The sequence below is a fragment of the Streptomyces sp. NPDC048277 genome (assembly GCF_040652235.1).
Lineage (GTDB): Bacteria > Actinomycetota > Actinomycetes > Streptomycetales > Streptomycetaceae > Streptomyces.
Map to the genome: position 1 here is coordinate 107,461 of NZ_JBEZLQ010000014.1, position 21,308 is coordinate 128,768.

At 72.2% G+C, this 21,308-nt stretch carries 19 protein-coding genes; 9 read left to right on the forward strand and 10 right to left on the reverse strand.

Annotation, left to right across the window (positions count from 1 at the left end):
* Nucleotides 1–121: 121 nt before the first annotated feature.
* From AB0D85_RS28705 to AB0D85_RS28720, 4 genes are all read left to right on the forward strand, one after another.
* Nucleotides 122–1,567: a hydrolase gene (locus AB0D85_RS28705; protein WP_362326165.1), complete on the forward strand. Its 1,446-nt coding sequence runs from the start codon at nt 122–124 to the stop codon at nt 1,565–1,567.
* Nucleotides 1,564–3,003 carry an RICIN domain-containing protein gene (locus tag AB0D85_RS28710; RefSeq protein WP_362326168.1) on the forward strand — a complete coding sequence of 480 codons (1,440 nt, stop codon included), beginning with the start codon at nt 1,564–1,566 and terminating at the stop codon, nt 3,001–3,003. Before AB0D85_RS28705 ends, AB0D85_RS28710 begins: the two co-directional genes overlap by 4 nt.
* Nucleotides 3,004–3,094: 91 nt before the next feature.
* Nucleotides 3,095–3,436, forward strand: a complete 342-nt coding sequence (locus AB0D85_RS28715; protein WP_362326171.1) for a hypothetical protein — start codon at nt 3,095–3,097, stop codon at nt 3,434–3,436.
* A gap of 119 nt (nt 3,437–3,555) precedes the next feature.
* On the forward strand, nt 3,556–5,604 hold the full coding sequence (locus AB0D85_RS28720; RefSeq protein ID WP_362326174.1) for a DUF4157 domain-containing protein: 2,049 nt from the start codon (nt 3,556–3,558) through the stop codon (nt 5,602–5,604).
* Between the two features lie 4 nt (nt 5,605–5,608).
* Here AB0D85_RS28720 and AB0D85_RS28725 read toward each other — a convergent pair whose 3' ends face one another.
* From AB0D85_RS28725 to AB0D85_RS28735, 3 genes are all read right to left on the reverse strand, one after another.
* On the reverse strand, nt 5,609–7,564 hold the full coding sequence (locus AB0D85_RS28725; RefSeq protein WP_362326177.1) for an ATP-binding protein: 1,956 nt from the start codon (nt 7,562–7,564) through the stop codon (nt 5,609–5,611).
* Nucleotides 7,561–8,220 carry a DUF4255 domain-containing protein gene (locus tag AB0D85_RS28730; RefSeq protein WP_362326180.1) on the reverse strand — a complete coding sequence of 220 codons (660 nt, stop codon included), beginning with the start codon at nt 8,218–8,220 and terminating at the stop codon, nt 7,561–7,563. The genes AB0D85_RS28725 and AB0D85_RS28730 overlap by 4 nt, the downstream gene beginning before the upstream one ends.
* A 112-nt stretch (nt 8,221–8,332) precedes the next feature.
* On the reverse strand, nt 8,333–8,986 hold the full coding sequence (locus tag AB0D85_RS28735; RefSeq protein WP_362326183.1) for a response regulator transcription factor: 654 nt from the start codon (nt 8,984–8,986) through the stop codon (nt 8,333–8,335).
* Between the two features lie 533 nt (nt 8,987–9,519).
* On the opposite strand from AB0D85_RS28735, the gene AB0D85_RS28740 reads away from it, so the two are divergent.
* Nucleotides 9,520–12,255 (forward strand): LuxR C-terminal-related transcriptional regulator, encoded by a 2,736-nt coding sequence (locus AB0D85_RS28740; RefSeq protein ID WP_362326186.1) that lies wholly within the window; start codon nt 9,520–9,522, stop codon nt 12,253–12,255.
* 9 nt (nt 12,256–12,264) lie between these two features.
* Here AB0D85_RS28740 and AB0D85_RS28745 read toward each other — a convergent pair whose 3' ends face one another.
* Entirely contained in the window at nt 12,265–13,500 is a 1,236-nt protein-coding gene (locus tag AB0D85_RS28745; protein ID WP_362326189.1) for an amidohydrolase, read from the reverse strand.
* 124 nt (nt 13,501–13,624) lie between these two features.
* Between AB0D85_RS28745 and AB0D85_RS28750 the strand changes: the two genes are divergently transcribed.
* The gene (locus tag AB0D85_RS28750) at nt 13,625–13,855 is read left to right on the forward strand and encodes an antitoxin (protein ID WP_362326192.1); all 231 of its coding nucleotides are present in this window, start codon (nt 13,625–13,627) and stop codon (nt 13,853–13,855) included.
* Between the two features lie 4 nt (nt 13,856–13,859).
* Here the strand turns inward: AB0D85_RS28750 and AB0D85_RS28755 are convergent, their stop codons facing one another.
* From AB0D85_RS28755 to AB0D85_RS28765, 3 genes are all read right to left on the reverse strand, one after another.
* Nucleotides 13,860–14,807, reverse strand: coding sequence for an MIP/aquaporin family protein (locus AB0D85_RS28755; protein WP_362326195.1), 948 nt, complete (start codon nt 14,805–14,807; stop codon nt 13,860–13,862).
* Between the two features lie 141 nt (nt 14,808–14,948).
* Nucleotides 14,949–15,614, reverse strand: a complete 666-nt coding sequence (locus AB0D85_RS28760; RefSeq protein ID WP_362326198.1) for an SDR family NAD(P)-dependent oxidoreductase — start codon at nt 15,612–15,614, stop codon at nt 14,949–14,951.
* 63 nt (nt 15,615–15,677) lie between these two features.
* Nucleotides 15,678–16,355 carry a DUF4328 domain-containing protein gene (locus AB0D85_RS28765; RefSeq protein WP_362326201.1) on the reverse strand — a complete coding sequence of 226 codons (678 nt, stop codon included), beginning with the start codon at nt 16,353–16,355 and terminating at the stop codon, nt 15,678–15,680.
* 156 nt (nt 16,356–16,511) lie between these two features.
* Between AB0D85_RS28765 and AB0D85_RS28770 the strand changes: the two genes are divergently transcribed.
* Nucleotides 16,512–16,889, forward strand: a complete 378-nt coding sequence (locus AB0D85_RS28770; protein ID WP_362326204.1) for a hypothetical protein — start codon at nt 16,512–16,514, stop codon at nt 16,887–16,889.
* Nucleotides 16,890–16,923: 34 nt separating this feature from the next.
* Here the strand turns inward: AB0D85_RS28770 and AB0D85_RS28775 are convergent, their stop codons facing one another.
* On the reverse strand, nt 16,924–17,592 hold the full coding sequence (locus tag AB0D85_RS28775) for a hypothetical protein (protein ID WP_362326207.1): 669 nt from the start codon (nt 17,590–17,592) through the stop codon (nt 16,924–16,926).
* Nucleotides 17,593–17,855: 263 nt separating this feature from the next.
* On the opposite strand from AB0D85_RS28775, the gene AB0D85_RS28780 reads away from it, so the two are divergent.
* Nucleotides 17,856–18,695 carry a formylglycine-generating enzyme family protein gene (locus AB0D85_RS28780; protein ID WP_362326699.1) on the forward strand — a complete coding sequence of 280 codons (840 nt, stop codon included), beginning with the start codon at nt 17,856–17,858 and terminating at the stop codon, nt 18,693–18,695.
* A 23-nt stretch (nt 18,696–18,718) separates the two neighbouring features.
* Here AB0D85_RS28780 and AB0D85_RS28785 read toward each other — a convergent pair whose 3' ends face one another.
* On the reverse strand, nt 18,719–19,441 hold the full coding sequence (locus tag AB0D85_RS28785) for a DUF4232 domain-containing protein (RefSeq protein ID WP_362326210.1): 723 nt from the start codon (nt 19,439–19,441) through the stop codon (nt 18,719–18,721).
* A 139-nt stretch (nt 19,442–19,580) separates the two neighbouring features.
* Entirely contained in the window at nt 19,581–20,225 is a 645-nt protein-coding gene (locus AB0D85_RS28790) for a DUF6445 family protein (RefSeq protein WP_362326702.1), read from the reverse strand.
* 326 nt (nt 20,226–20,551) lie between these two features.
* Here AB0D85_RS28790 and AB0D85_RS28795 point away from each other — a divergent pair, with 326 nt between their 5' ends.
* The gene (locus AB0D85_RS28795) at nt 20,552–21,307 is read left to right on the forward strand and encodes a DUF4142 domain-containing protein (protein WP_362326213.1); all 756 of its coding nucleotides are present in this window, start codon (nt 20,552–20,554) and stop codon (nt 21,305–21,307) included.
* Nucleotide 21,308: the final 1 nt, after the last annotated feature.

Genomic DNA, 21,308 nt, shown 5'->3' on the forward strand with positions numbered 1-21,308 from the left:
GGGCCCGGTCCGCGTGACCGGGCCCGCACCGGCCTGACGGTCAACCGGGTTGCTCCTTGGGGCACTTGGTGCTGCCCGACGGTCCACTGCGCCGGCCCCGCGCCCCGACTAGCGTCGTTGCGTGAGCCTGTGGACTTCCCTGGAACCCGCCTCCGCGACCGTCGATCCGGGCGCTTCGACGCGCGTACGCCTGAGGCTGCGCAACACCGGCGACGTCGTCGACGAGTACCGCTTCGAACCCGTGGGCCCCATCGCCCCCTGGACGACGGTCGAACCCCAGACGCTGCGCCTCTACCCGGGCACCACAGGCACGGTGGAGCTGACGTTCGCCCCACCCCGCACTCCCGATGCCACGGCCGGACCGAACCCCTACGCCGTGCGCATCACGCCGACGGAGCACCCCGAGGCGGTCACGGTCCCCGAGGGCAACCTGACCATCACGCCCTTCACCGAACTGCGCGCGGAACTCGTCCCGCCGACGGTCAAGGGCCGTTTCCGGGGCCGCCCCAAACTGGCGATCGACAACCTCGGCAACACCAAACTCACCGCCTCCGTCAGCGGCAACGACAACGGCGACCAGCTCTCGTACGACATCCACCCCAGCAACGTCCAGATCGAACCAGGCCGCGCCGCCTTCATCGACGCCACCCTCAAACCCCGCAAAATCATCTGGTTCGGGCCCAAGGAACAACGCCCCTACGCCCTCACCGTCCAACGCTCCGGCGTCAACCCCGAACCCGTCAACGGCACCTACATCCAACGCGGCTTCCTGCCCCGCTGGCTCGCCACCCTCTTCGGCACCCTCATGGCCCTCGCCATCACCTTCGCCCTCATCTGGATCTCCTACAAACCCCCCGTCAAAAGCTCCGCGACCGAACAGGTCCAGGAAGCAGGCGTCGCCTCACTCGCCCCCAGCCCGACCGTGACCCCGACCCCGCCGCCGGCTCCCAGCGAGACGCCCTCCAGCGCGCCCGCCGCCGACACCGGGAACAGTGGCAACGGCGGCGGAGGCGGCGGAGGCGGAGGCGGCGGCGCCACGGCCACCGTGACCGCCAAGCCCAAGCAGGACACGGCCGCGACCGCGGTGAACCGCCTCGCCGCCGACGACCCGAGCGGCCGGCACATCTGCTACCGCTCCTACGTCCAGGGCAGCGGCTGGCAGAAGCCCGTCTGCGACGGCACGATGTCCGGCACCGTCGGCAAGAACGTCCCGATCAAGGCCGTCAACCTCGCGGTGTACGGCGTCCAGGGCTCCGCCGCCAACTGGTTCGCCTACGACTCCCAGTCCACCGACGGCCAGGGCAAGTGGAACCCGGACTGGACGGCGATCACCGCCGACGGCAAGGACATCTACGTCGGCAGCACGAAGGCGTCCGACCCCTATATCGAGGGCTTCGCCTTCAACGTCGGCAGCGGCCATGGCTGCAACTACTCCAAGGTCCGTGACCACGACTGGGGCGACCAGTGGTGCCAGGGTTCCCGCAGTGACAACAACGCACTCGATTTCGTCGGGACCCTCGACAACACGCTGTGGCTGGAGGCCTTCAAGCTGACGGTGACCCCATGACCCTCTGGACCTCGCTGGAGCCCGCCTCCGCGACCGTGGACCCGGGCGCTTCGACGCGCGTACGCCTGAGGCTGCGCAACACCGGTGACATCGTCGACGAGTACCGCTTCGAACCGGTGGGCCCCATCGCCCCCTGGACGACGGTAGAGCCGCAGAGCCTGCGTCTCTATCCGGGGACGACGGGAACGGTGGAGCTGACGTTCGCTCCGCCCCGCACCCCGGACGCGACCGCGGGCCCCAACCCCTACGCCGTGCGCATCACGCCGACGGAGCACCCCGAGGCGGTCACGGTCCCCGAGGGCAACCTCACCATCACGCCCTTCACGGAGGTCAGGGCCGAGCTGGTCCCGCCGACGGTCAAGGGCCGTTTCCGGGGCCGCCCCAAACTGGCGATCGACAACCTCGGCAACACCAAACTCACCGCCTCCGTCAGCGGCAACGACAACGGCGACCAGCTCTCCTACGACATCCACCCCAGCAACGTCCAGATCGAACCCGGCCGCGCCGCCTTCATCGACGCCACCCTCAAACCCCGCAAAATCATCTGGTTCGGGCCCAAGGAACAACGCCCCTACGCCCTCACCGTCCAACGCTCCGGCGTCAACCCCGAACCCGTCAACGGCACCTACATCCAACGCGGCTTCCTGCCCCGCTGGCTCGCCACCCTCTTCGGCACCCTCATGGCCCTCGCCATCACCTTCGCCCTCATCTGGATCTCCTACAAACCCCCGGTCAAAAGCTCCGCGACCGAACAGGTCCAGGAAGCAGGCGTCGCCTCACTCGCCCCCAGCCCGACGGCCAGCGCACCGCTGGTCGCCGCGCCCGCGCCCTCGCCGTCACAGGCCGCGCAGCAGCCGGAGAACGACAACAACGGCGGGTCGGAGACCCAGCAGAGCGGAGGCGGCGACCAGCCGTCCCCCCAGGCGTCGAAGAAGAAGACCGTCAAACCGGTCGTACCGGCCATGAACATCCTGCTCCGCAACACGACGACGAAGAAGTGCGCGGACATCCCCGGCTACGGCGACGGAACCAGCAACGGCCCGGTGCGGGAGTTCACCTGCAACGAGACCACCGCCGACAACCAGCTGTGGAACCTCGAGGTGCGGTACCAGAAGGACGGCCCCGGCGGCGCGGCCCTCTTCCAGATCCGCAACGTCAAGGACCAGTTCTGCATGGACCTGCCCAACTACGGTTCGGCGGCCCTGTCCTCACCGATCACCGAGTACAAGTGCGACGGCACGAAGGCCGACAACCAGCTCTGGTGGATCGACAAGCAGCCCAGCGGCGCCTACTGGATCCGCAACTTCGCCAGCGACAACCTCTGCCTGGACGTGGCCGGCTTCAGCACCGGCGGCAACGACACCAACCTGACCCTGTACCACTGCTCCAACAGCGACGACCAGGAGTGGCAGATCGTGCATCCGTCGGGCGACTAGGGCACCCGAAGTCCGCCCGGGCGGCCATTCCGCGCGCCCGATCCTCCGTACGAGGCTGGAATCTTCCGTCGTCCACCGGAGGGGTTCATGCATGCGTGCCCATGAGCTGCCGCCCGAGCATTCGTCGCCCGGACGCCGCGCCCGGCCGGACGGCAGATCCACCGCGCGGAGGAACGACGCGGACCGGGCCGCCGAGCCCCTTGGCCACGCCGGCCTCCCCTCCGGGATCCTCGCCCTGCAACGCAGCGCGGGAAACGGCGCCGTGGCACGGGGCAAGCCCGAGAACCTGACCCCGCAGGTGGTCCTGCGGATGCCGGCCCAGTACAAGTCGATGACACAGGGCCGGCGGCAGAGCGGTGGCGCCGGCGGGCGCTTCCGCCTCAGGCCCGGGGTCACCTTCGATTCCGCCTTGAAGCGGCTCATGCAGATGTAGGCCGTGCCGGCCGGCGCCGCCACAGGTCTGCCCGCAGCACTGCCCCCATGGCCCTCCCGACACCGGTCCGCCCACTGGTACGAGGGTGAGGGCTCTTGTCGACCGATCAGGAATTCCGTATGCGTGCTCAGGAAGAGAACCGCGAGACAGCCACCGCCGACCGCACGAGCGGCCGCCCCCCGTCCCGCCCCCACGCCCCCGTCCCGCCACTGCTCGCCCTCCAGCGGGCCGCGGGGAACACCGCGGTGACCCGGGCGATCCAGCGGGCCCGGCACGAGGGCGAGCCCGAGGAGCGGAGCGTGCAGCGGCGGACCTCGGTCGCCGACGCCGTCGGCTCGCCCGGAGTGCCGCTGGAGCCCCGCATCCTGCAGCGGGCGGAGCAGGCGTACGGCATGGAGTTCGGCCATGTCCGCGTGCACAGCGGCCCCGTCGCCCAGCGCTCGGCCGAGGATCTCCAGGCCCAGGCCTACACCACCGGCCCGCACATCGTCCTCGGCGACAGCCGCGTCAGCGACGAGGTGATGTACGAAGAGGTGGACCACGTCCGCCAGCAGTTCCTCGGCCCCGTGCCCGGCACCGCCAACGGCAGGGGCGAGAAGGTCTCCCATCCCGACGACCCGTTCGAGCGGAGCGCCGGCTCGAACGGCCGGAAGCTCGCGCGGGGCGCCGCGCCCGACCTCGCCCTGCCCGGGGGCCCGACCGAGTCGGTACAGCGCGCCGTGGCCGAGGGCGTCCCCGTCCAGCGGGCGGGCGAGCCGGGGGCCGCGACCTCGCCGTCGCCGCCGGCCTCGCCGCCGGTCACCGCCGCCACCGTCACCGCGGCACTCCCCGCCACGGACCGGCTGGCCCGCCTCCTCGTCGGCGGCACCGCCGAGATCCGGAACAAGGACGTACGCAAAGCCCTCGCCACACGGCAACGCAGCGGTCCGAGTCTCAGCGCCGAGGAACTCCAGGCGATCAAGGACGCCGAGAGCGAGGATCCCGGCTGGCTGCGGACCGTGGGCCTGTGCACCCACGCCGAGGCCGAGAAGTACATCGAGGACGGCGACTTCAGCAGCTGGCTGGCGCAGCCGATGGGCAAACGCCTGCTCGTCGCCACCCTGCGGTGGCAGCAGGAGAGCACGGGGAAGGGAAAGGCGACGGCCACCGGTGCACGGCCGAAGCCGGACTACGAGCTCGGCCGGCACCACGCCATGCACGACGAGAAGAACACCCCGCAGGACGAGCGGAACCGGCTCACGGGGGAGCGGAACGAGCAGATCTTCCAGACCTTCGTCGCCACCCTGCTCCCTCCCGACATCCCCGAGAACGTGCCGAACCGCGACGAGCACCTGCGGCGCGTCGAACGCGGCACCGACATCCTGACCAAGATCTTCCTGATCATGCAGAAGGGGCTGAAGACCTTCAACGCGGAGAAAAACCTCCACGAGGACTTCAAGGACGACATCGCCCACGCCCTGGCCTACGGCGGCCGCGTCAACATCCGCATCCCGCAGCTCGCCGACGGCCAGCACGGCTACGAGCTGCCCCGGTGGCTGAACATCACCACGGAGAACCCGAAGTTCTACGAGCCCAACTCCAAGCCCAAGTCCCCGGTGTACCGGCGTCCGTACGCCACCCACCACATGGACATCACCGACAACAAGCCCGGAAAGGCGGGCACGTTCGAGGAGAAGGGCACCTGGAAGGCCAGTCTCCAGAACCTCGCGGACCCGCACAGCCACATGTACGGCCTGGCGGCGGCCCTGGGCGGCGCGGGAAACCAGGGCTACGACGGCGGGACCATCCTCCCGGACGAGTCGCGCGGGCACCTGTTCATGGGGTACAAGCCGCCGACCGACAAGCGCGACGGGGCACTCCAGGTCGGTATCGAGACCGCCGGTCCGGGCGGTACGACCCCCGAGGGCTACAAGCACAACTGGCGCAGCAGCGAGAAGACCGCCAACCCGTTCAGCAACCTCGGCGGCCACAAGGACGACAAGGTCGCCGGCGGCGCTCCCCTGGAGGCGAACCAGCGCCTCGTCGACCTGCGGGAGTTCGGCGACTGGCTGGCGACGCTGAAGCAGCTGGAGAAGGACTGGACGGCCGAGCTGGAGAAGGCGAAGACCACTGAGGAGAAGGCGGCTCTCTACCGGGACCTGATCGGCAAACGCCACTCCGCCTCGTGACCGGCTACCAGGTCCCCGGCACCAGCCGCCCCGCCTTGCGGTACTCGCGGCGGGCGCCTTCCAGGAGGTCCGCCGCGGTGACCGGGGCACCGCGGCCGGCGGCGAGATAGGCCGCGGTCACCACCGCGCTCCGGATCGAACCGCCCGCGAGCTCGAACTCCGCCGCCAGCGGCCGGAGTTCGACCGCCTCCTCGGTCGGTACGTGCACCAGCCCGTGCCGCCAGAGCGCGAGCCGCTGCTCCTCGTCCGGGAACGGGAAGTCGATCACCAGGTCGAGGCGGCGGGTGAAGGCCTCGTCGATGTTGGCGCGCAGGTTGGTGGTGAGCAGCGCGATGCCGTCGAAGGCCTCCAGGCGCTGGAGGAGGTAGGCCGACTCCAGGTTGGCGTACCGGTCGTGGGCGTCCTTGACCTCGGAGCGCTTGCCGAAGACGGCGTCGGCCTCGTCGAAGAGGAGCACGGCGTCGGTGCGGTCGGCCTCGGTGAAGATCCGTTCCAGGTTCTTCTCGGTCTCGCCGACGTACTTGTCCACGACGGAGGACAGCTGGACCACATACAGGTCGAGGCCGAGTTCGGCGGCCACGACCTCCGCCGACAGGGTCTTCCCCGTGCCCGACTCGCCGGCGAACAGGCCCAGCACCCCGCGGCCCCGGCCGCCGCCCGCGCTCAGCCGCCAGTCGCCGAGGACGCGGTCGCGGTGGCGGGCGCGCAGGGCCAGTTCGCGCAGTTCCGTGAGCGGGCGTTCGGGGAGCACCAGGTCCCGCCAGTCGACGGCGGGCCGGATGCGGCGGGCGTGCTGTTCGAGGCCGGAGGCCGACTGCTGGCGGGCGGCCAGCCGCAGGTGCGCGGCGGCCAGCGGGGTCCCGTCGAAGGCCGCGAGGTCCTGCGCCGCCCGGGCGGCCCGGACCAGACGGTCGCCGCCGAGGTGGTACGGGGCGACGGTGGCCGCGAGGTCGAAGCCGGGGGTGTCGGGCAGTGCGGCCGCCCAGGCGTCCAGGGCGGCGGCGCGGCGGGAGGGGACGTCCAGGACGAGGGGGTCGCGGCGGTCGCACCAGTCGGGGTCGTAGGGGCGGGGGCTCGCGATCACCACGGTGACGTCGTCGGCCGTGCTCAACGCCCGTACCAGTGGGCCGGGTTGCCCGCTGTCGACCAGTATCGCGTGCCCGCTGAGCCGGGCCTCCCGCAGCACCTTCGGGACCTGTTCCTCGGGTCCGGTGTAGTGCCAGGCCCGCCGGCCCGCCAGCCGCACCGCGGCCGTCGCCGACCCGAGTCCCTCCCCCTCCCGTCGCTCCCGCAGATAGGCGAGGAGCGGCCCGGCGGCGATCCGGGCGGCCAGCCGCCCCACGAACTCCTCGTCGGCTGCCTCGCCGCCGCCGGGCGACGGCGTGCGCAGGTGTCCCGCCAGTGCCGCGTCCGGGGTGTCGTCACCCAGGAGGTGGGCCAGGACCCGGTCCGGGACGCTCAACGAGCGGCTGAGGAAGGGGCGTTCGGGTTCCTCGACGGTGAGCAGGCCGAGCGCGGTGAGCGGGGCGGTGGGATGGAGCCGGGCGCGGGCCTCGGCGAGGTGGACGGGGACGCCGTACAGGTCGAGGGCGAGGCCGACGGTGGCGCGGCGGCGGCCGACGTCGTCGTTGAGGTAGCCGTAGAGGGGCTCGAAGGTGCGGTCGAGGTCCGGGGCGAGGGCGATGAGGAGGATCGCGGTGTCGAGCGGGGTGAGGGCGAGGCGGGCGGCGAGGGCGGCCAGACGGTCGGGGAAGTCCCCTTCCAGGGCGGGGAGTTCGGGTGCGGCCTGGTCCGGGCGCAGCAGGTGCCCGACGGCCTCCTCGGAGAGGTAGAGGCCGCGCAGGGGGTCGGTGGCCGTGGGGTCGTCGGCGGAGCGGTGCTCCACGAGGGCGGCGACCCGGTCGCGCAGCCCGGACAGCCGGGCCAGGAGCGGGGCGGCCGGCTCCAGGGAGAGGGTCACGCCCGGGGCCCCCGGGCGGCCTTGGCCTCGGCGATCTGACCGGGCCGGTGGGCCCGTTCCTCCAGGACCGGGGCGGTGTCGTCGAGTCCGCCGCGTACGCGGACGGCGGCGCCCTCGGTGACGGGCGGACCGGCGTCGTACTCGGGGTAGGCCGGGAAGGGCGCCGTGACCACGACGTCCAGGGAGGGCTTGAGCTCACCGCCGAGCGCCGACCAGATCTCGGCGAGGGAGCGGGCCTCGGTCTGGATGCCGGCGACCGAGAGGGGAACCGTCAGCCCCAACCGGCCCAGGGATCCCGGGAGTTCGGAATGATGGATCAGCTCTCTCGGGATGAGGGTCGCCAACACGGCGCTGATCAGCCGGTGTTCGTCCTCGGGCCGCTTGGTCCACGCCGTCACCAGGTACGACAGCCGGAACCACCGGGGCGGCTGGCGGCGCTTGACGACGACGTCCCGCTCGTCGCGGATGTCGATGTGCCCGCGCTGGCGCCGGTTCACGTCCTCCCGGATGTCGTACAGGTAGGTGTTGATCACCGGACCGTTGCGGCGGGCCGCCCAGTCGCGGGTCGGGGCGTCGAAGGAGACGTCGATGCCGGAACCGGCCAGCGCACCGCTGGTCAACAGGTCCCGCAGCACCTGGTCCACCTCGTGGATCACGCCGTACTCACCATCCCTTGCTCATCGTCATCCTGCCGCGCACCGCGCGCGCCCCGCAGGAACGGCCGGGCAGAACCCGCTGCCCCGCGACCGGTGTCCGCTGCCCTTCCGGTCAGATGTAGCCTTCCCGGAGGGCATGGGCCACGGCGTGGGCCCGGTTGCGCAGATGCAGTCGGGTCGTCAGCCCGTGCATGACGTTCTTGACGGTGCGCTCGGAGTAGGACAGCTTGCTGGCGATCTCACCGGTGTCGAGCCCCTCGGCCACCAGTCGCAGGACGTCCACCTCACGGGCGGACAGTCCGGAAGCCGGGGCGCCCGGACGTCCGGCGGCACTGCGGTGCAGGGTGCCGACCTGGTTGATGAGCCGGCCGAGGAGATCGGCGGGCAGGTCCCCGTCGCCCCGGGCGGCCGCCAACACGGCCTGCACAAGCCGGTGTTCGGTGGCCTCGTGCCGCCATACGATGGCCCCGACCCCGCACTCGATCACATCGAGCAACTCGGTCTCGCGCAGTGTCCCGATCACCAGCACGGCCTGCGCGCCCTCGCTGCGCACCACCCGGCGCAGCCGGGTCAGCTCCGGCTCGTCGAGGCTGTCGCTGATGAGCAGCGCCACGGTGCCGGGCCCGGTCTCGGACTCCTCGCGCAACTCGATCTCGGGGTGTCGCCGTAACTGGCTGAGGGCGCCTTCCCGGGATATCGGGTCCGGTGCGTACACGGTGACGGGCGTGCGGGCGCCCGAGGCGGAGGATGAGCTGTGGCTGAGCAAGCGCTACCCCTATGTCCACGTGCCCGTCACCCCTGAGGGAACGGTGACGGACGGGAGTAACCAGCCTGCTGTGACCAAAGGGGCAAGGACAATCGTGGACCACCACGACAGGGACCACGAGATGTTCGGGGGGGGCGTGGGGTTGTGGACGGCTGCGGGCCGTGCTGGTTGTCCATGTGGTCCCGCGCGCCCCTTTTCGGATGGGATCGCTGGACCCACATCCTTGGGGACGTGGGGTCGTGGGTCCGCTGCGGGTGCGTTGTGGCTGGTCGCGCAGTTCCCCGCGCCCCCAAGAAAGTGGGTCCACTGGTCCCACCTCAAAGGGGCGCGGGGAACTGCGCGAGCAACCCCCACCGGCCCGCGGCGATCCACGACCCCAGACCCCCACCCCCCACCCACCCAATTCCACGGCCCCGTATCAAATGTGCCGCCCCGGCAACAAACCTCGTCCCCACCCCCGCCATCCCTCAACCTCTCCCGTGCCCACCCCCTCTAACCCCCCGAACCCACCAGCGCACCGCGAGGAGCCAGGAATGACCCATCCGTCCCCTGAACTCGCCGACGCCATCCGCCTGTTGGCCGAGGAAGCCGAGCGCACGCGAACCGGCGGGCGGCTCGTGCTGCTGCGGGGCGCCACCGGGACCGGACGCACCACCGTCCTGGAGGCCGCCGCCGAGCACGCCGCGGCCCTCGGTCTGCGCACGCTCCGCGCCCGCTGCTCCCCCGCCGACACCCCCATCTCCTTCGCGACGGTCCTCCAACTCCTCGGCCCAGTACCGGAGTTCGCGGACCTCGCGGTGGACGGCGACGAGCGGGCCACCGCCGCCGGACTCTGGCGGGTGCTGCGCGCCTACGCCGACGCCTCCCCGCTCCTCGTCGCCGTGGACGACGTCCACCTCGCCGACGCCCCCTCGCACCGCTGGCTCGTGGAGGCCGCCCGCCACATAGACCGTTTACCGATCCTGCTGGTCGTCAGCGAACGCAGCCAGTACGACCTCGATCCGCCCACCCCCGGCTTCGCGCACACCCTGCCCCCGGCCCTGGTCCGCACCCACACCCTCGCCCCCCTCACCCCCGAGGCCGCGGCGGGCCGGGTCCGCGGCGCCTTCCCGGACGCGGACCGGAGCTGGGTCGACGCCTGTGTCAGGGCCGCCGCCGGCAGCCCGCTGCTGCTGCGCGCCCTCCTCGACGACCTCGACGAGACCCGGCACACCGCCGTGCCCACCACCACGGCCGCGCTGTACCCGGGCTCGTACCCGGCCGCCGTGCGGTGGTGGCTGGACAGTGCCGGCCCGGCCACCACCGAGGTCGCCCGGGCCCTCGCCGTGCTCGACGAGGACACCGGCACCGGCACCGGCCTGCCGGAGCACGACATCACCCCGCTCCTCGCCGAACTGGCCGACGCCGACCCCACCCGGGTGGCCGGCTGGCTCACCGCCATGACCAACCTCGGCCTGCTCACCCCGGGTCCCGACGGCCACGCCCACTACCCGCACCCGCTGCTGCGCGACGCGGTCCTCACCGGCGTCCCCTCCTCCCACCGCCGCACCGCGCACCGGGCGCTCGCGGAGGCGCTGCTGCGCCAGGACGCCCCCGCCGAGGCCGTGGCCCGCCAACTGCTCGCGTCCGGACCGGTGGACGCCCCCTGGGCGCCGCCCCTGCTCCAGGACGCGGCCGCGCTCGCCCTCCTCGACGAGCGGACCGAGGACGCGGTCACCTATCTGCGGCGCGCCCTGGAGGAGCCCCTGGCCGACGAGCACCGGCAGCGGCTGCTGACCGAGCTGGGCTCGCTGGAGTACGCGGTGCCCCGCTCCTCCGCCGCGATCCCCCGGCTCGCCGAGGCGGTCCGGCTGCCCGCGACCCCGCAGAACCGGGTGCGCGCGGCCGTCGCGCTGGGCACCGCGCTGACCGGCCGGGGCCGCACCCGCAAGGCCCTCGAAATGCTCCATTCCCTGCACGACGAGGTGACCGGCCGGCCCGATCTGACCCGCACCCTGCACACCGCCTCCGTCCTCCTCTCCGACCAGGACCAGGAGGTACGGCAGGAGGTCTACCGCCGGCTGACCGAGACCGCCGAACGCTCCCCGGAACTGCTCGGCAGCGCCTCCCAGGCCCTGCTCGTGCGGCACGCGGCCTCCGCGGGCCTCACCTCGGCCCGGGACGCCATGCGGCAGCTGCGCGCCCTGCTCGCCGAACCCGCCGACCCGCTCACCGAGCCGTTCCTCGTCGGCACGGCGGCCACCGTCGCCCAGTGGGCCGACGAACTCGACGAGGCCGACCGGCTGGTGGACCGCGGCCTGGCCGGGCAGCGCCCCGACCTGCTGCACCCCATGCACCAGGCCCTGATCAACAGCCGCGCCGACATCGTTGCCGCCCGCGCCGACTACACGCACCTGACCGGCTTCCCCGAGTCGGTCACGCCCACCAACGCCCATGCGCACACCCTCATCGCCCTGGTGGAGACGGGCCGCTGCGCACAGGCCGAGAGCCTGGTCGCCGGGATCGATCTGCGGGAGGCGCCGGACTCCTGGGAGCTGAACCGGTTCCTGTACGCGCGGGGCGTGGTGCGGGCCGCCGCCGGTGATCCGGCCGGGGCGCTGGACGACTTCCTGGAGTGCGGCCGCCGCCAGTCCGCCCGCGAGGTGGTCAGCCCGGTCGTCACCCCCTGGCGGACGGCCGCCGCGGAGTGCCGGCTGGCCCTCGGCCGGCCCCTGGAGGCCATCGCCCTGGCCGAGGAGGAGCTGCGGCTGGCCCGAGTCTGGGGCACTCCGCGCACGGTGGGCCGGGCGCTGCGCGTCCTCGGTACGGCGACGGGCGGCCATCGCGGCCTGGACCTCGCCGAGGAGGCCGTACGGCTGCTGCGGCAGGCCCCGGCCGCCGGTACCGAGCCGGCGGAGGCCCTGATCGCCCTGGGCGGCCGGCTGACCGCCGCCGGCGAGGCGGCCCGGGCCCGCGACTGTCTGCGGGAGGCCGCCGAGCACGCCGAACGGCTGGGCGCCGTACGGCTGATGGAGCTGGCCGAGCGGGTGCTGCGGCAGGGCGGGGCCCGCTCCCCCCGGCGCCGTACCGGCGCCGCCTCCCTCACCGGCAGCGAGCGCCGGATCGCCGAACTCGCCGCCGAGGGCCGCACCAACGTGGAGATCGCGGCCATGCTCCATCTGGCCCGCCGCACCGTGGAGACCCATCTCACCCACACCTACAAGAAGCTGGGCATCCGCCGGCGGACCGATCTGCGTCCCGCCCTGGACCAGGGCGGGACGCTCCCGTAGGGGCCGCGGTCAGGGGGCCAGCCAGTGGCCGGCCGCGGCCAGCAGGGCCCGTATGCCCGTCTCCAGCGTCGGCTCCGGGGCCGGGGCGAAGTGCGGGGAGTGGTTGGAGGGGATCTGCGGCGGGATGCCGTCGCGGACCAGGGCCTCCAGGTCGACGCCCTCGTAGAGCTTGTGGTCGGCGCCGCCGACGAACCAGTAGACGGAGGGCACCTTCAGGGCCGTACCGAAGGCGCCGAAGTCCTCGCTGTTGGGCACGGGGGACGTCAACTCGAAGGTGAGGCCGGGGAATTCGGCGGCCAGCGCGGCCTGGACGGCCTCGGTCTCCTCGGGGTCGTTACGGGTGACCGGGAAGGAGTCGATGGTGACGATCTCCGGTTCCCTCGGCGCGCCGGAGGCGGCGGCCTCGGCCCGGACGATCCGCTCGATCGCCGCGAGCACCCGGTCCCGGACGGCCGCCGTGGTGGACCGTACGTTGAGCTTCAGCTCCACGGTGTCCGGGATGATGTTCTCCTTGGTCCCGCCGTGGATCGAGCCGACCGTGACGACGGCCTGCTGGCCCGCGGCCACCTCCCGGGAGACGACCGTCTGCAGCCGCATCACCACGGCGGCCGCCAGCACCACCGGGTCCACGGTCGCCTCCGGCGTGGACCCGTGCCCGCCCCGCCCGAACAGCGTGACCCGCATGCTGTCCGCGCCCGCCATCAGCGCCCCGGCCCGGGTCCCGACCAGCCCCGCCGGAGCGGCCGCCACATGCTGGGCCAGGCACACGTCCGGCCGCGGGAACCGCTCGGCGAACCCGTCCGCGAGCATCTTCGGCGCCCCGCCGACCTCCTCGGCCGGCTGGAACACGGCCACCACCGTCCCGCGCCACCCGTCCCGGGCGCCGGCCAGCTGCCCGGTCGCCCCCAGCAGCCACGCCACATGCATGTCGTGCCCGCACGCGTGCATCACCCCGTCGTTCTCCGAGGCGTACGGCAGCCCGGTCTCCTCCGTGACCGGCAGCGCGTCCATGTCGGCCCGCAGCAGGACGACGGGCCCGTCCCCGTTGGCCAGTACCCCGACCACTCCGGTGCCGCCGACGCCCTCGGTGACCTCCCAGCCCTGCTCCCGCAGCCGCTCCGCGACCAGGGACGCGGTGCGCTCCTCCTGGAAGGACAGCTCCGGATGCGCGTGCAGGTCCTCGTACAGCGCCCGCAGTCCGGGGAGCTTCCCGCTCAGGCCGGTGAGGAGGGGGCTGGTGCTCATGGCGTCGTCTCCCGGGGGTGTCTTCGTCGTGTGCCTGCCGAGTCGAGGACCAACCTCTCACGCCCCGTCGGATGCCCCGGGCGCCGTCTTGCCATCGTCGGCCCCGACTGGCGACGATTCCGGCATGTTCGATGGAATCGATGGAATCGACGGACTCAAGAACCTGGCGGACAAGGCGAAGGACATCGCCGAGGAACACGGCGACGTCATCGGGACCGGTCTGGAGAAGGCCGGCGACCTGGTCGACGAACGGACCGACGGCAAGTACACCGAGCAGATCGACACGGGGGTCGCCAAGGCGCGGCAACTCGTGGAGCGCCTTGGCCGGCAGGCCGAGCCGCCGAAGGAGTCGTGAACCCTCAGCCCTCGCCCTCGTCCACGGTCTGACGGGTCACGCCCGACTCCGGCAGCTCCTCGCCCAGCCGGAGCCGGGCGTGCAGGGTGTCGCCGATGAACAGGTCGTAGACCAGCACCCCGATCACACCGCCGATCAGCGGACCGACGATCGGGATCCAGAAGTAGTTGCTGAACCACGCCCCGTTCCCCGGGAACGCGTAACTCCGCCACCCGGCGAACCAGGTGAGCAGCCGCGGTCCGAAGTCACGGGCGGGGTTGATGGCGTAGCCGGCGTTCGCACCGAAGGACATGCCGATGGCGGCGACGACGAGGCCGATGACGAACGGGCCGAGGTTGGACCCCACGGCCGTGTTGCGCAGGTCGATGACCGCGACGACGAACATGACGAGGAAGGCCGTACCGACGATCTGGTCGATCAGCGGCCCCCAGTTCCCGCCGTGGAAGTACGGCGCCGGGAACGTGGCGAAGATCGAGAAGGTCGCCTCGGTGTGCCCGCCGACCTTGGGCGGACCGGAGGCGGCGTCGAACGCGTTGATCGCGTCGTGGTAGACGAGGAAGACCAGCGCCGCCCCGGCGAGGGCGCCGAGCACCTGTGACATCCAGAAGGGCAGCACCTTCACCCACGGGAACTTGCGGCGCACGGCGAACGCCAGCGTCACGGCCGGGTTCAGATGGGCGCCGCTGACCCCGCCGGCCACGTAGATGCCGAAGGTCACGGCCAGGGCCCAGCCCCAGGTGATGAGAAGCCAGTCACCGGCGGCGAGGAAGATCGTCGTGGGCGTCGCCGCACGTCCGGACCCGGGCAGCGCCGCGACGGCCATCGCCACGACACCGCAGCCGAACGAGATGAGAACGAAGGTCCCGAGAAATTCTGCCAGGCACTCACCGAGCAGGCCTCCACGGCTTCTGAGCCGGGAGGGCTTGAGGAGCGGAGATATTTCCACGGCCATCGCTGGCCCCCTTCAGCCATCGCTGGCTCCCTTTGCGGAGCAATCAGGCCGAACACCATTTTCGCCCACAAATGATGTCCGCGCAGATCGGCCGGGCGGGGCTGAGGAGCGTGGAGCGTCGGCTCGCGGGACAGCGGCGGGTCAGCTCTCCAGGTCGTCGGCGTAGTGCCGGAAGCCGTGCCGGTCCCGGTGCATCCCCCACAGGGTGTCGGCGAGCACGACGGGGTCCTTCCGCGGGTGCCCGGCCACGATCTCCCCCGGAATGACCAGCTGCGCCACATGGATCCCCTCCGCCGCGAGCCGGTCGTGCAGCAGATGCCCGTACGCGCTCTCCGCGGCGAAGGCGATGGAGGTCCCGGCCCGGTCGGGATGGGGGATGACGGCGGTACCGCCGTTGACGAGCAGGATGGTCCCCCTGCCCAGCTCCCGCATCCCCGGCAGCACCTGCTGCACGGCGGCGACGGGCCCGTACACGGAGAACTCCACCGGCCCGAGCAGATCCGCGTAGGTGGTCTCCAGCACGGGCCGCATGAAGTCCCGGTGCGGTACGGGGCTGTACTGCAGGACCTCGATGGTCCCGAGTTCCTCGGCGGCCCGCCTCAGGGCCGCCGCGAGGGCGATCGGGTCCCGCACGTCGGCGGAGAACCCACGGACCCGGATGCCCTCCCGGGCGAGCTCGGCGGCGAGGGAGTCGAGCCGCTGCCCGTCCCGCGCGACGAGCGCCACGCCGTACCCCTCCCGCCCGAACCGCCGGGCGACGGCGGCTCCCAGCCCGGGTCCGGCCCCCACGATGGCGATAGTGCTCACGACGTGACTCCTGACGGCCGGGCGGCGAGGCTGCTCCTAGGGCGTACCGCGCCGCCCCGGACTTCACACGTGGGCGCCGGCCTCCGCGCGGACGAAGTCCTCGCCTTCCCGCTCCGTCTGCACCCGTGTGACGGCCCGCACGACCATCGCCCCCGCGACGGCGGCCCCGACGAGCGCGAGGTCGGACAGGACGAGCGGCCAGACGTTGTCGTAGGCGCGGGCGATGAGCTCGTCGGTGGAGTTGCGGTAGATGAGCCCGACCCCGCTGAACGTGCCGATCAGCCACAGCCCCCACCACACGTTGACGGCCCTGGGCAGCGGCCGCTCACCCGCGCTGTCCCGGTACGCGCCGGCGACGATCCCGCGCGGGATCCAGAGGTTCGCGACGGGGAGGACCCACCCGAGGAGAACCCAGAGCCCGGAGTAGCGGGGCGCCCGCCCGGAGAGGAGCCGCGCATTGCCCCGCACCCGCCCGAGCCACACCAGAAAGGCGATCGCGCACACGACGGTGATCACGCCCCCGGCGGAACTGACGAGGTGGTACCCGTTCTCCAGCGAGGTCAACGTCCGGTGCCGGCCGTCTCCTTGGTCCGGCGGCCCGCTCGCCGGCTCTCCCGCTCCGGCCAGCCGCACCTCCCATCCGGCCCGCACGGCCCAGGCGGCACCGGCGAGCAGCAGGCTGGAGGAGGCGACGAGCCCGGCGGTCCGGACGGGGCCCAGGGTGACTATGTGTTCGCTCACGGGCCGATCCTCGCGCACCGGCGACGACGGGAGCCATGCCTGTTACGGGCCTGGGACCCGCCCGTTGCGCTCTCAACTTTCCGCCAGTTGGACTAGGCCGAAAGAGTGACTAAAGTATGAATTAACCCATATGCGAACTTTACGAAGGGGGTTGTGATGCCCGCCTCGACCAGAACACGAGCCACGCTCCTGGGTTCGGCCTTCATCGCCGCGACCCTCGCTCTTGCCCCGGTCGGCCTTCAGCAGGCTTCCGCGGCCACACCGAGCGAGACCCACACAGGTACGACCGTCAGCGTCTCCAAGTCGAACCAGGACTACCGGGAGGGCTTCAAGGACGGCTTCAGGTCCGGGCTGCGCAGCGGCCAGCGGGACTGCAACCGGGGCAACATGCACAACCAGCGCAACGACCAGGGCAACAACCAGTCCCAGGAGCAGTCCTCCGCCCGTACCCACAAGGACTCGGGCGACGACTACCGGCACGGCTTCAAGGACGGCTTCAAAGCCGGATTCCGCCAGGCGCAGCGGTCCTGCTGACCCTGCCGTGGCCCCGTGAACGGGCCGGGCGGCCTCAGTCCTCGGGCGGCTGAGCCTCCATCAGGCGTTCCGCGATGTCGTCCGCCCAGGCCTGGGCCCACCGGCGTAGTTCGGTGACGGCCCGGTCGTCGAGTCCGCAGGCCGCGAACTCCCTGTCGTCGATCCGGTCGGCGCCGGTCAGGCGGGACTGGAGGTCGGCGAGGTCGAAGGTGTCGCGGGCGTGGCGGCGGCCGAGGTCCTCCAGGTCCGGGAGGGTCCAGCGGTCCGCGGCGGCGTGCACGACCAGGAGGTCGCGGGGCAGGCCGCGGTCGGTCAGCGTCCAGACCCGCATGCCCACCACGTCCTCGGGGGCGAGCGTCAGGCCGAGTTCCGTCCGGACCGGCGGGTACCAGAGGACTTCCTTGAGGATGTCGACCTCGCCCTCGTCCTCCGTGACCGCGTCGGTGACCACGAGCTGCGCCGAGAGGGGGTCCGTCTCGCGCGTCGCGACCTGCCAGCCGCGCTCGCGCAGACCCGTCGCGACCGTTCCGGCGACCATCCGCATCGGCGCCGCGTGCTGCGTGGCGACGTCCAGGGTCCGGCCGGGGCGGTCGAACAGGCCGTGCGCCTGGGCCGCGTAATCGCCGGTCAGGGCCAGCGGATAGACCGCGCCGACCGAGAGCACATCGGGCAGCAGACGGCGGTGCAGCTCGGTCAGGTTCACGCGGCGGCCGGTGTCCCGTCCGGGAGTCGGCGGGCCGAAGGGGATGCCATGGGCTCATTATCGCCGGTCGGGACGAGCCTGCCGGTGCGGACATCCGCCCGCACCCCACGCGACGCGTCCACAGGCGCCTGCGGCACACTCCGCCCATGGAGCCCACCCGTCCGCCGTCCGCCTGCTGCGCGCCCTCCGCCCCCGACGCCCTGCCGGTACGCCCCCTCGCCGCACCCGGCGACACCCCCGAGGGCACCCCCGACAGCACCGGCATGATCGCGCTCCCCGGCGGTGAGTTCCGTATGGGCGCCGAGGACGACGACGGGTTCCCGGCGGACGGCGAAGGGCCGGTCCGTACCGTCCGCGTGTCGCCGTTCCTCATCGACGCCTGCGCGGTGCGCAACGACGACTACGCCGCGTTCGTCGCCGACACCGGGTACGTCACCGACGCCGAACGGCTGGGCTGGTCGTACGTCTTCGCCGGGTTCCTGCCCGCCGCGCTGCGCCGGGGCGCGCCGCGACCGCCGGAGACACCCTGGTGGTGTGCGGTCGCGGGGGCCGTCTGGAACCGGCCGGCCGGGCCGGGCAGCGGGCTCGACGGGCTCGGTGACCATCCCGTCGTCCATGTCTCCTGGTACGACGCCGCCGCCTACGCCTCCTGGGCCGGCAAGCGGCTGCCCACCGAGGCGGAGTGGGAGTACGCGGCCCGGGGCGGTCTCGAACAGGCCCGTTATCCGTGGGGGGACGAACTGGACCCGGACGGGGAGTACCGGTGCAACATCTGGCGCGGCACCTTCCCCACCCGCAACACCGCCGCCGACGGGTACCGCGGCACCGCCCCCGTCGACGCCTTCGCGCCCAACGGGTACGGCCTGCACAACACGTCCGGCAACGTCTGGGAGTGGTGCGCCGACTGGTGGGCCACCGACCACCGCCGTACGGAGGCCGATCCCACCGGCCCGGCCCACGGCACCGCGCGCGTCATGCGCGGCGGCTCCCATCTCTGCCACGCCTCCTACTGCAACCGCTACCGGGTCGCCGCCCGCACCGCCAACACCCCCGACAGCTCCACCGGTCACACCGGCTTCCGCTGCGTGCGCGACGCGGCGTGAAGCATGGGGCCGGCGGCCCGCGGTTACTTGCCGACCGGGCCGACGTAGGTGCCCGGGTGGGTCGCGCCGTCCTGGAGCACGATGGGGCCGCCCTGCCACGGGATGTCATAGGAGGTGCGCTGGTTCGGCGCGGTGATGACCACCGTGGACGGCCTGAACGCGGTGCCGGCGTCGTCCGACTTCAGGTAGGTGATCACGAAGTGGGCGGCGGCGCCGTTGGCGAGGGTGACCCGCTGCGGGGTGGCGTTGGTGCGCTGGAGCGACCACTGCGTACCGCTGTTGACCAGGTCGACGCCCGGGAAGCCGTACATCGTGCAGGTGTGGCCGCTCTTGTTGGTGAGCGCGATGGCGACGGACTGCTGCTGACCCGCGGACGGGTCGCCGACGGGCCAGGAGTAGTCGAGATCGCCGGCCTTGCAGGCGGGCACCGAGCTGCCCGCGGCGGTGCCGCCGGAGGAGGAACCGCCCGAGGAGGAACCCCCGGAGGTGGACGAGCCCGACGTGTTCCCGCTCCCGTTGCTCCCGCTGCTCCCCGAGCCGGTGCCCCCGTTCGACGGGGCCGCAGAGCCGGTGGAGCCGGACCCGCCGGTCGAGTCGCCGGCGGCCGGGGCGGCCGTACCGCCGTCGGTGGTGGTGACGGAGCCGGTCGCGGTGCCGTTGCACGCGGTGAGCAGGGCCATCAGCGCGGCGGCACCGGCCAGGGCGGCGGCGGACTTGCGGACGTGGGTGCGACGGCGGTTCGACATGGGGTCCCCCAGCGGTGGTGATCTCCCCGGCTCTCTGCCGGACACCCCTTTCGATGCGGCCCCGGGACGAGAAGTTCGGAGATCGCCGTCACGGGCCCGTCGTGGTCGTGTCACGCCCGCCGTTACAAACGGCGCCCGCTCACGCCATCCAGAAGAACACCGCCGTCATCCGCTTCTCCTCCAGCGTCCTGCCCGCGTAACCGGTCGCGCTGTGCACGAGGTTGGCGTTGTAGAGGAGCAGCCGGTTGTACTTGTGCGGGACGCGCACGTCCTCCTCGAAGTGGTCGGCCGGGACGAACCGCGTTCCCAGCGCCTCGACGAGGTTGTTGTGCGGGGCCTGGACGATGTTGCCGCCGAGCCGGCCGCCGGGCAGCGACTGGCGGTAGAACGCCGTGCCGCAGTCCTTGGCGACCCCGGGGTTCAGATACAGCACCGCCGCGTACCGGCACAGCGCCCGCGAGTCCGTGTGCGGGCGCGGCTCGCTCTCGCCCTCGCCGACGACCTGGACGCAGTTGTGGTTGAGGGTGCCGCCGCCGGGCGCCTGCTGCACCCACAGCTTCCCGGCGCCGGTCGCCTGCTTCACCAGCCCTTCCACGACGGCGAGTTCGGCGGGCTCCAGGCCGGGCATGGTGCGCAGTCCGGGCCAGGTCTCCGAGGTGTACGGGTATCCCTGGACCCAGTCGTCCTTGGCCAGACAGCGTTCCCGTACGGCGTCCACGTCCGGGAGGACGTCGTCGAACACCCAGTAGTCACGGCCCTTGGTGGGCTTGCGGTAGGGCAGCACGGGGAGCGCGGCGGGACCCCGGGGAGCCGCTCCGCCTGGCAGACGCGGGACGCGGGGGGATGAGTGTGGGGGCATGGGGCGAAGCTAGTCCGCGTCTTTGTCATGACCACTCCTAGCAGGGGAAATCATCACCACCCCCTGGGCAAGACATGGGGAGACAGTCACCCCGACAGGGCAAGGCCTCACAAGTTCTTTGCCAAACCAAAAGGTTTCGAGCGCATCCCTGTCCGTACTTCTCTGCGTCCGACCCCCGCCGCGCGCGGGACCCCCGACCCTGGCCGGAGGCACCGATGCCCTTTTCGCGTAACGCGACAGGCACTCTCTTCGTGGGAGGAGCTCTGAGCCTGACCCTCGCGGCGCTCGCCTATCCGAGCATGCTGGGTGTGACCACCACGTCCAGCGCGACCACCAGAGTCATCGCCAACACACAGTGGGGGCCGCTGACCGAGGGCGACCGCGACTTCGTGGTGAAGGTGCGCGCGGCCGGGCTCTGGGAGTACCCGGTGGGCCAGCTCGGCCTGAAGAAGGGCACGACCCCGGCGGTCATCACCGCGAGCAAGCACCTGATCGACGGTCACGCGGCGCTGGACACCAGCTGCCGCAAGATCAGCCAGATGCTCAACATCGCCATCCCGAACGTGGCCTCCCCGCAGCAGCAGGGGTTCGTCAGCACGCTGACCGCCGACAGCGGGAAGAAGTTCGACACCGACTTCGCCAACATCCTGCGCGTGACGCACGGTTCGATCTTCAACACCATCGCGAAGATTCGTTCCACCACCGAGAACACGCTGGTGCGCACGCTCGCCGACCAGGCCAACGCCACGGTCCTCGACCACATCACGGTGATGGAGCAGACCGGCCTGGTCGACTTCCCGTCGGTCCTCTTCCAGGAGACGACCGCGCCGAAGCTGCCCGCCGTCGACCTGACCCCGCCGCCGCCGGACCCGGGCCAGCCACAGGTCGTGCTCACCCCGCCGGTCAACAGCACGACCAGTCCGCCGGCACTGCCGGGTGAGGCGGGCTTCACGGGCAGCGGCGCCGGTGTCGGCAACGGCGGGACCCCCAGTCCCACCGCCGGCTGAG

Coding starts and splice junctions, on each gene's coding strand:
- AB0D85_RS28710 (WP_362326168.1), top strand. CDS start 1,564: ATGACCCTCTGGACCTCGCTGGAGCCCGCCTCCGCGACCGTGGACCCG.
- AB0D85_RS28715 (WP_362326171.1), top strand. CDS start 3,095: ATGCGTGCCCATGAGCTGCCGCCCGAGCATTCGTCGCCCGGACGCCGC.
- AB0D85_RS28720 (WP_362326174.1), top strand. CDS start 3,556: ATGCGTGCTCAGGAAGAGAACCGCGAGACAGCCACCGCCGACCGCACG.
- AB0D85_RS28740 (WP_362326186.1), top strand. CDS start 9,520: ATGACCCATCCGTCCCCTGAACTCGCCGACGCCATCCGCCTGTTGGCC.
- AB0D85_RS28745 (WP_362326189.1), bottom strand. CDS start 13,500: ATGAGCACCAGCCCCCTCCTCACCGGCCTGAGCGGGAAGCTCCCCGGA.
- AB0D85_RS28750 (WP_362326192.1), top strand. CDS start 13,625: ATGTTCGATGGAATCGATGGAATCGACGGACTCAAGAACCTGGCGGAC.
- AB0D85_RS28755 (WP_362326195.1), bottom strand. CDS start 14,807: ATGGCCGTGGAAATATCTCCGCTCCTCAAGCCCTCCCGGCTCAGAAGC.
- AB0D85_RS28770 (WP_362326204.1), top strand. CDS start 16,512: ATGCCCGCCTCGACCAGAACACGAGCCACGCTCCTGGGTTCGGCCTTC.
- AB0D85_RS28780 (WP_362326699.1), top strand. CDS start 17,856: ATGATCGCGCTCCCCGGCGGTGAGTTCCGTATGGGCGCCGAGGACGAC.
- AB0D85_RS28785 (WP_362326210.1), bottom strand. CDS start 19,441: ATGTCGAACCGCCGTCGCACCCACGTCCGCAAGTCCGCCGCCGCCCTG.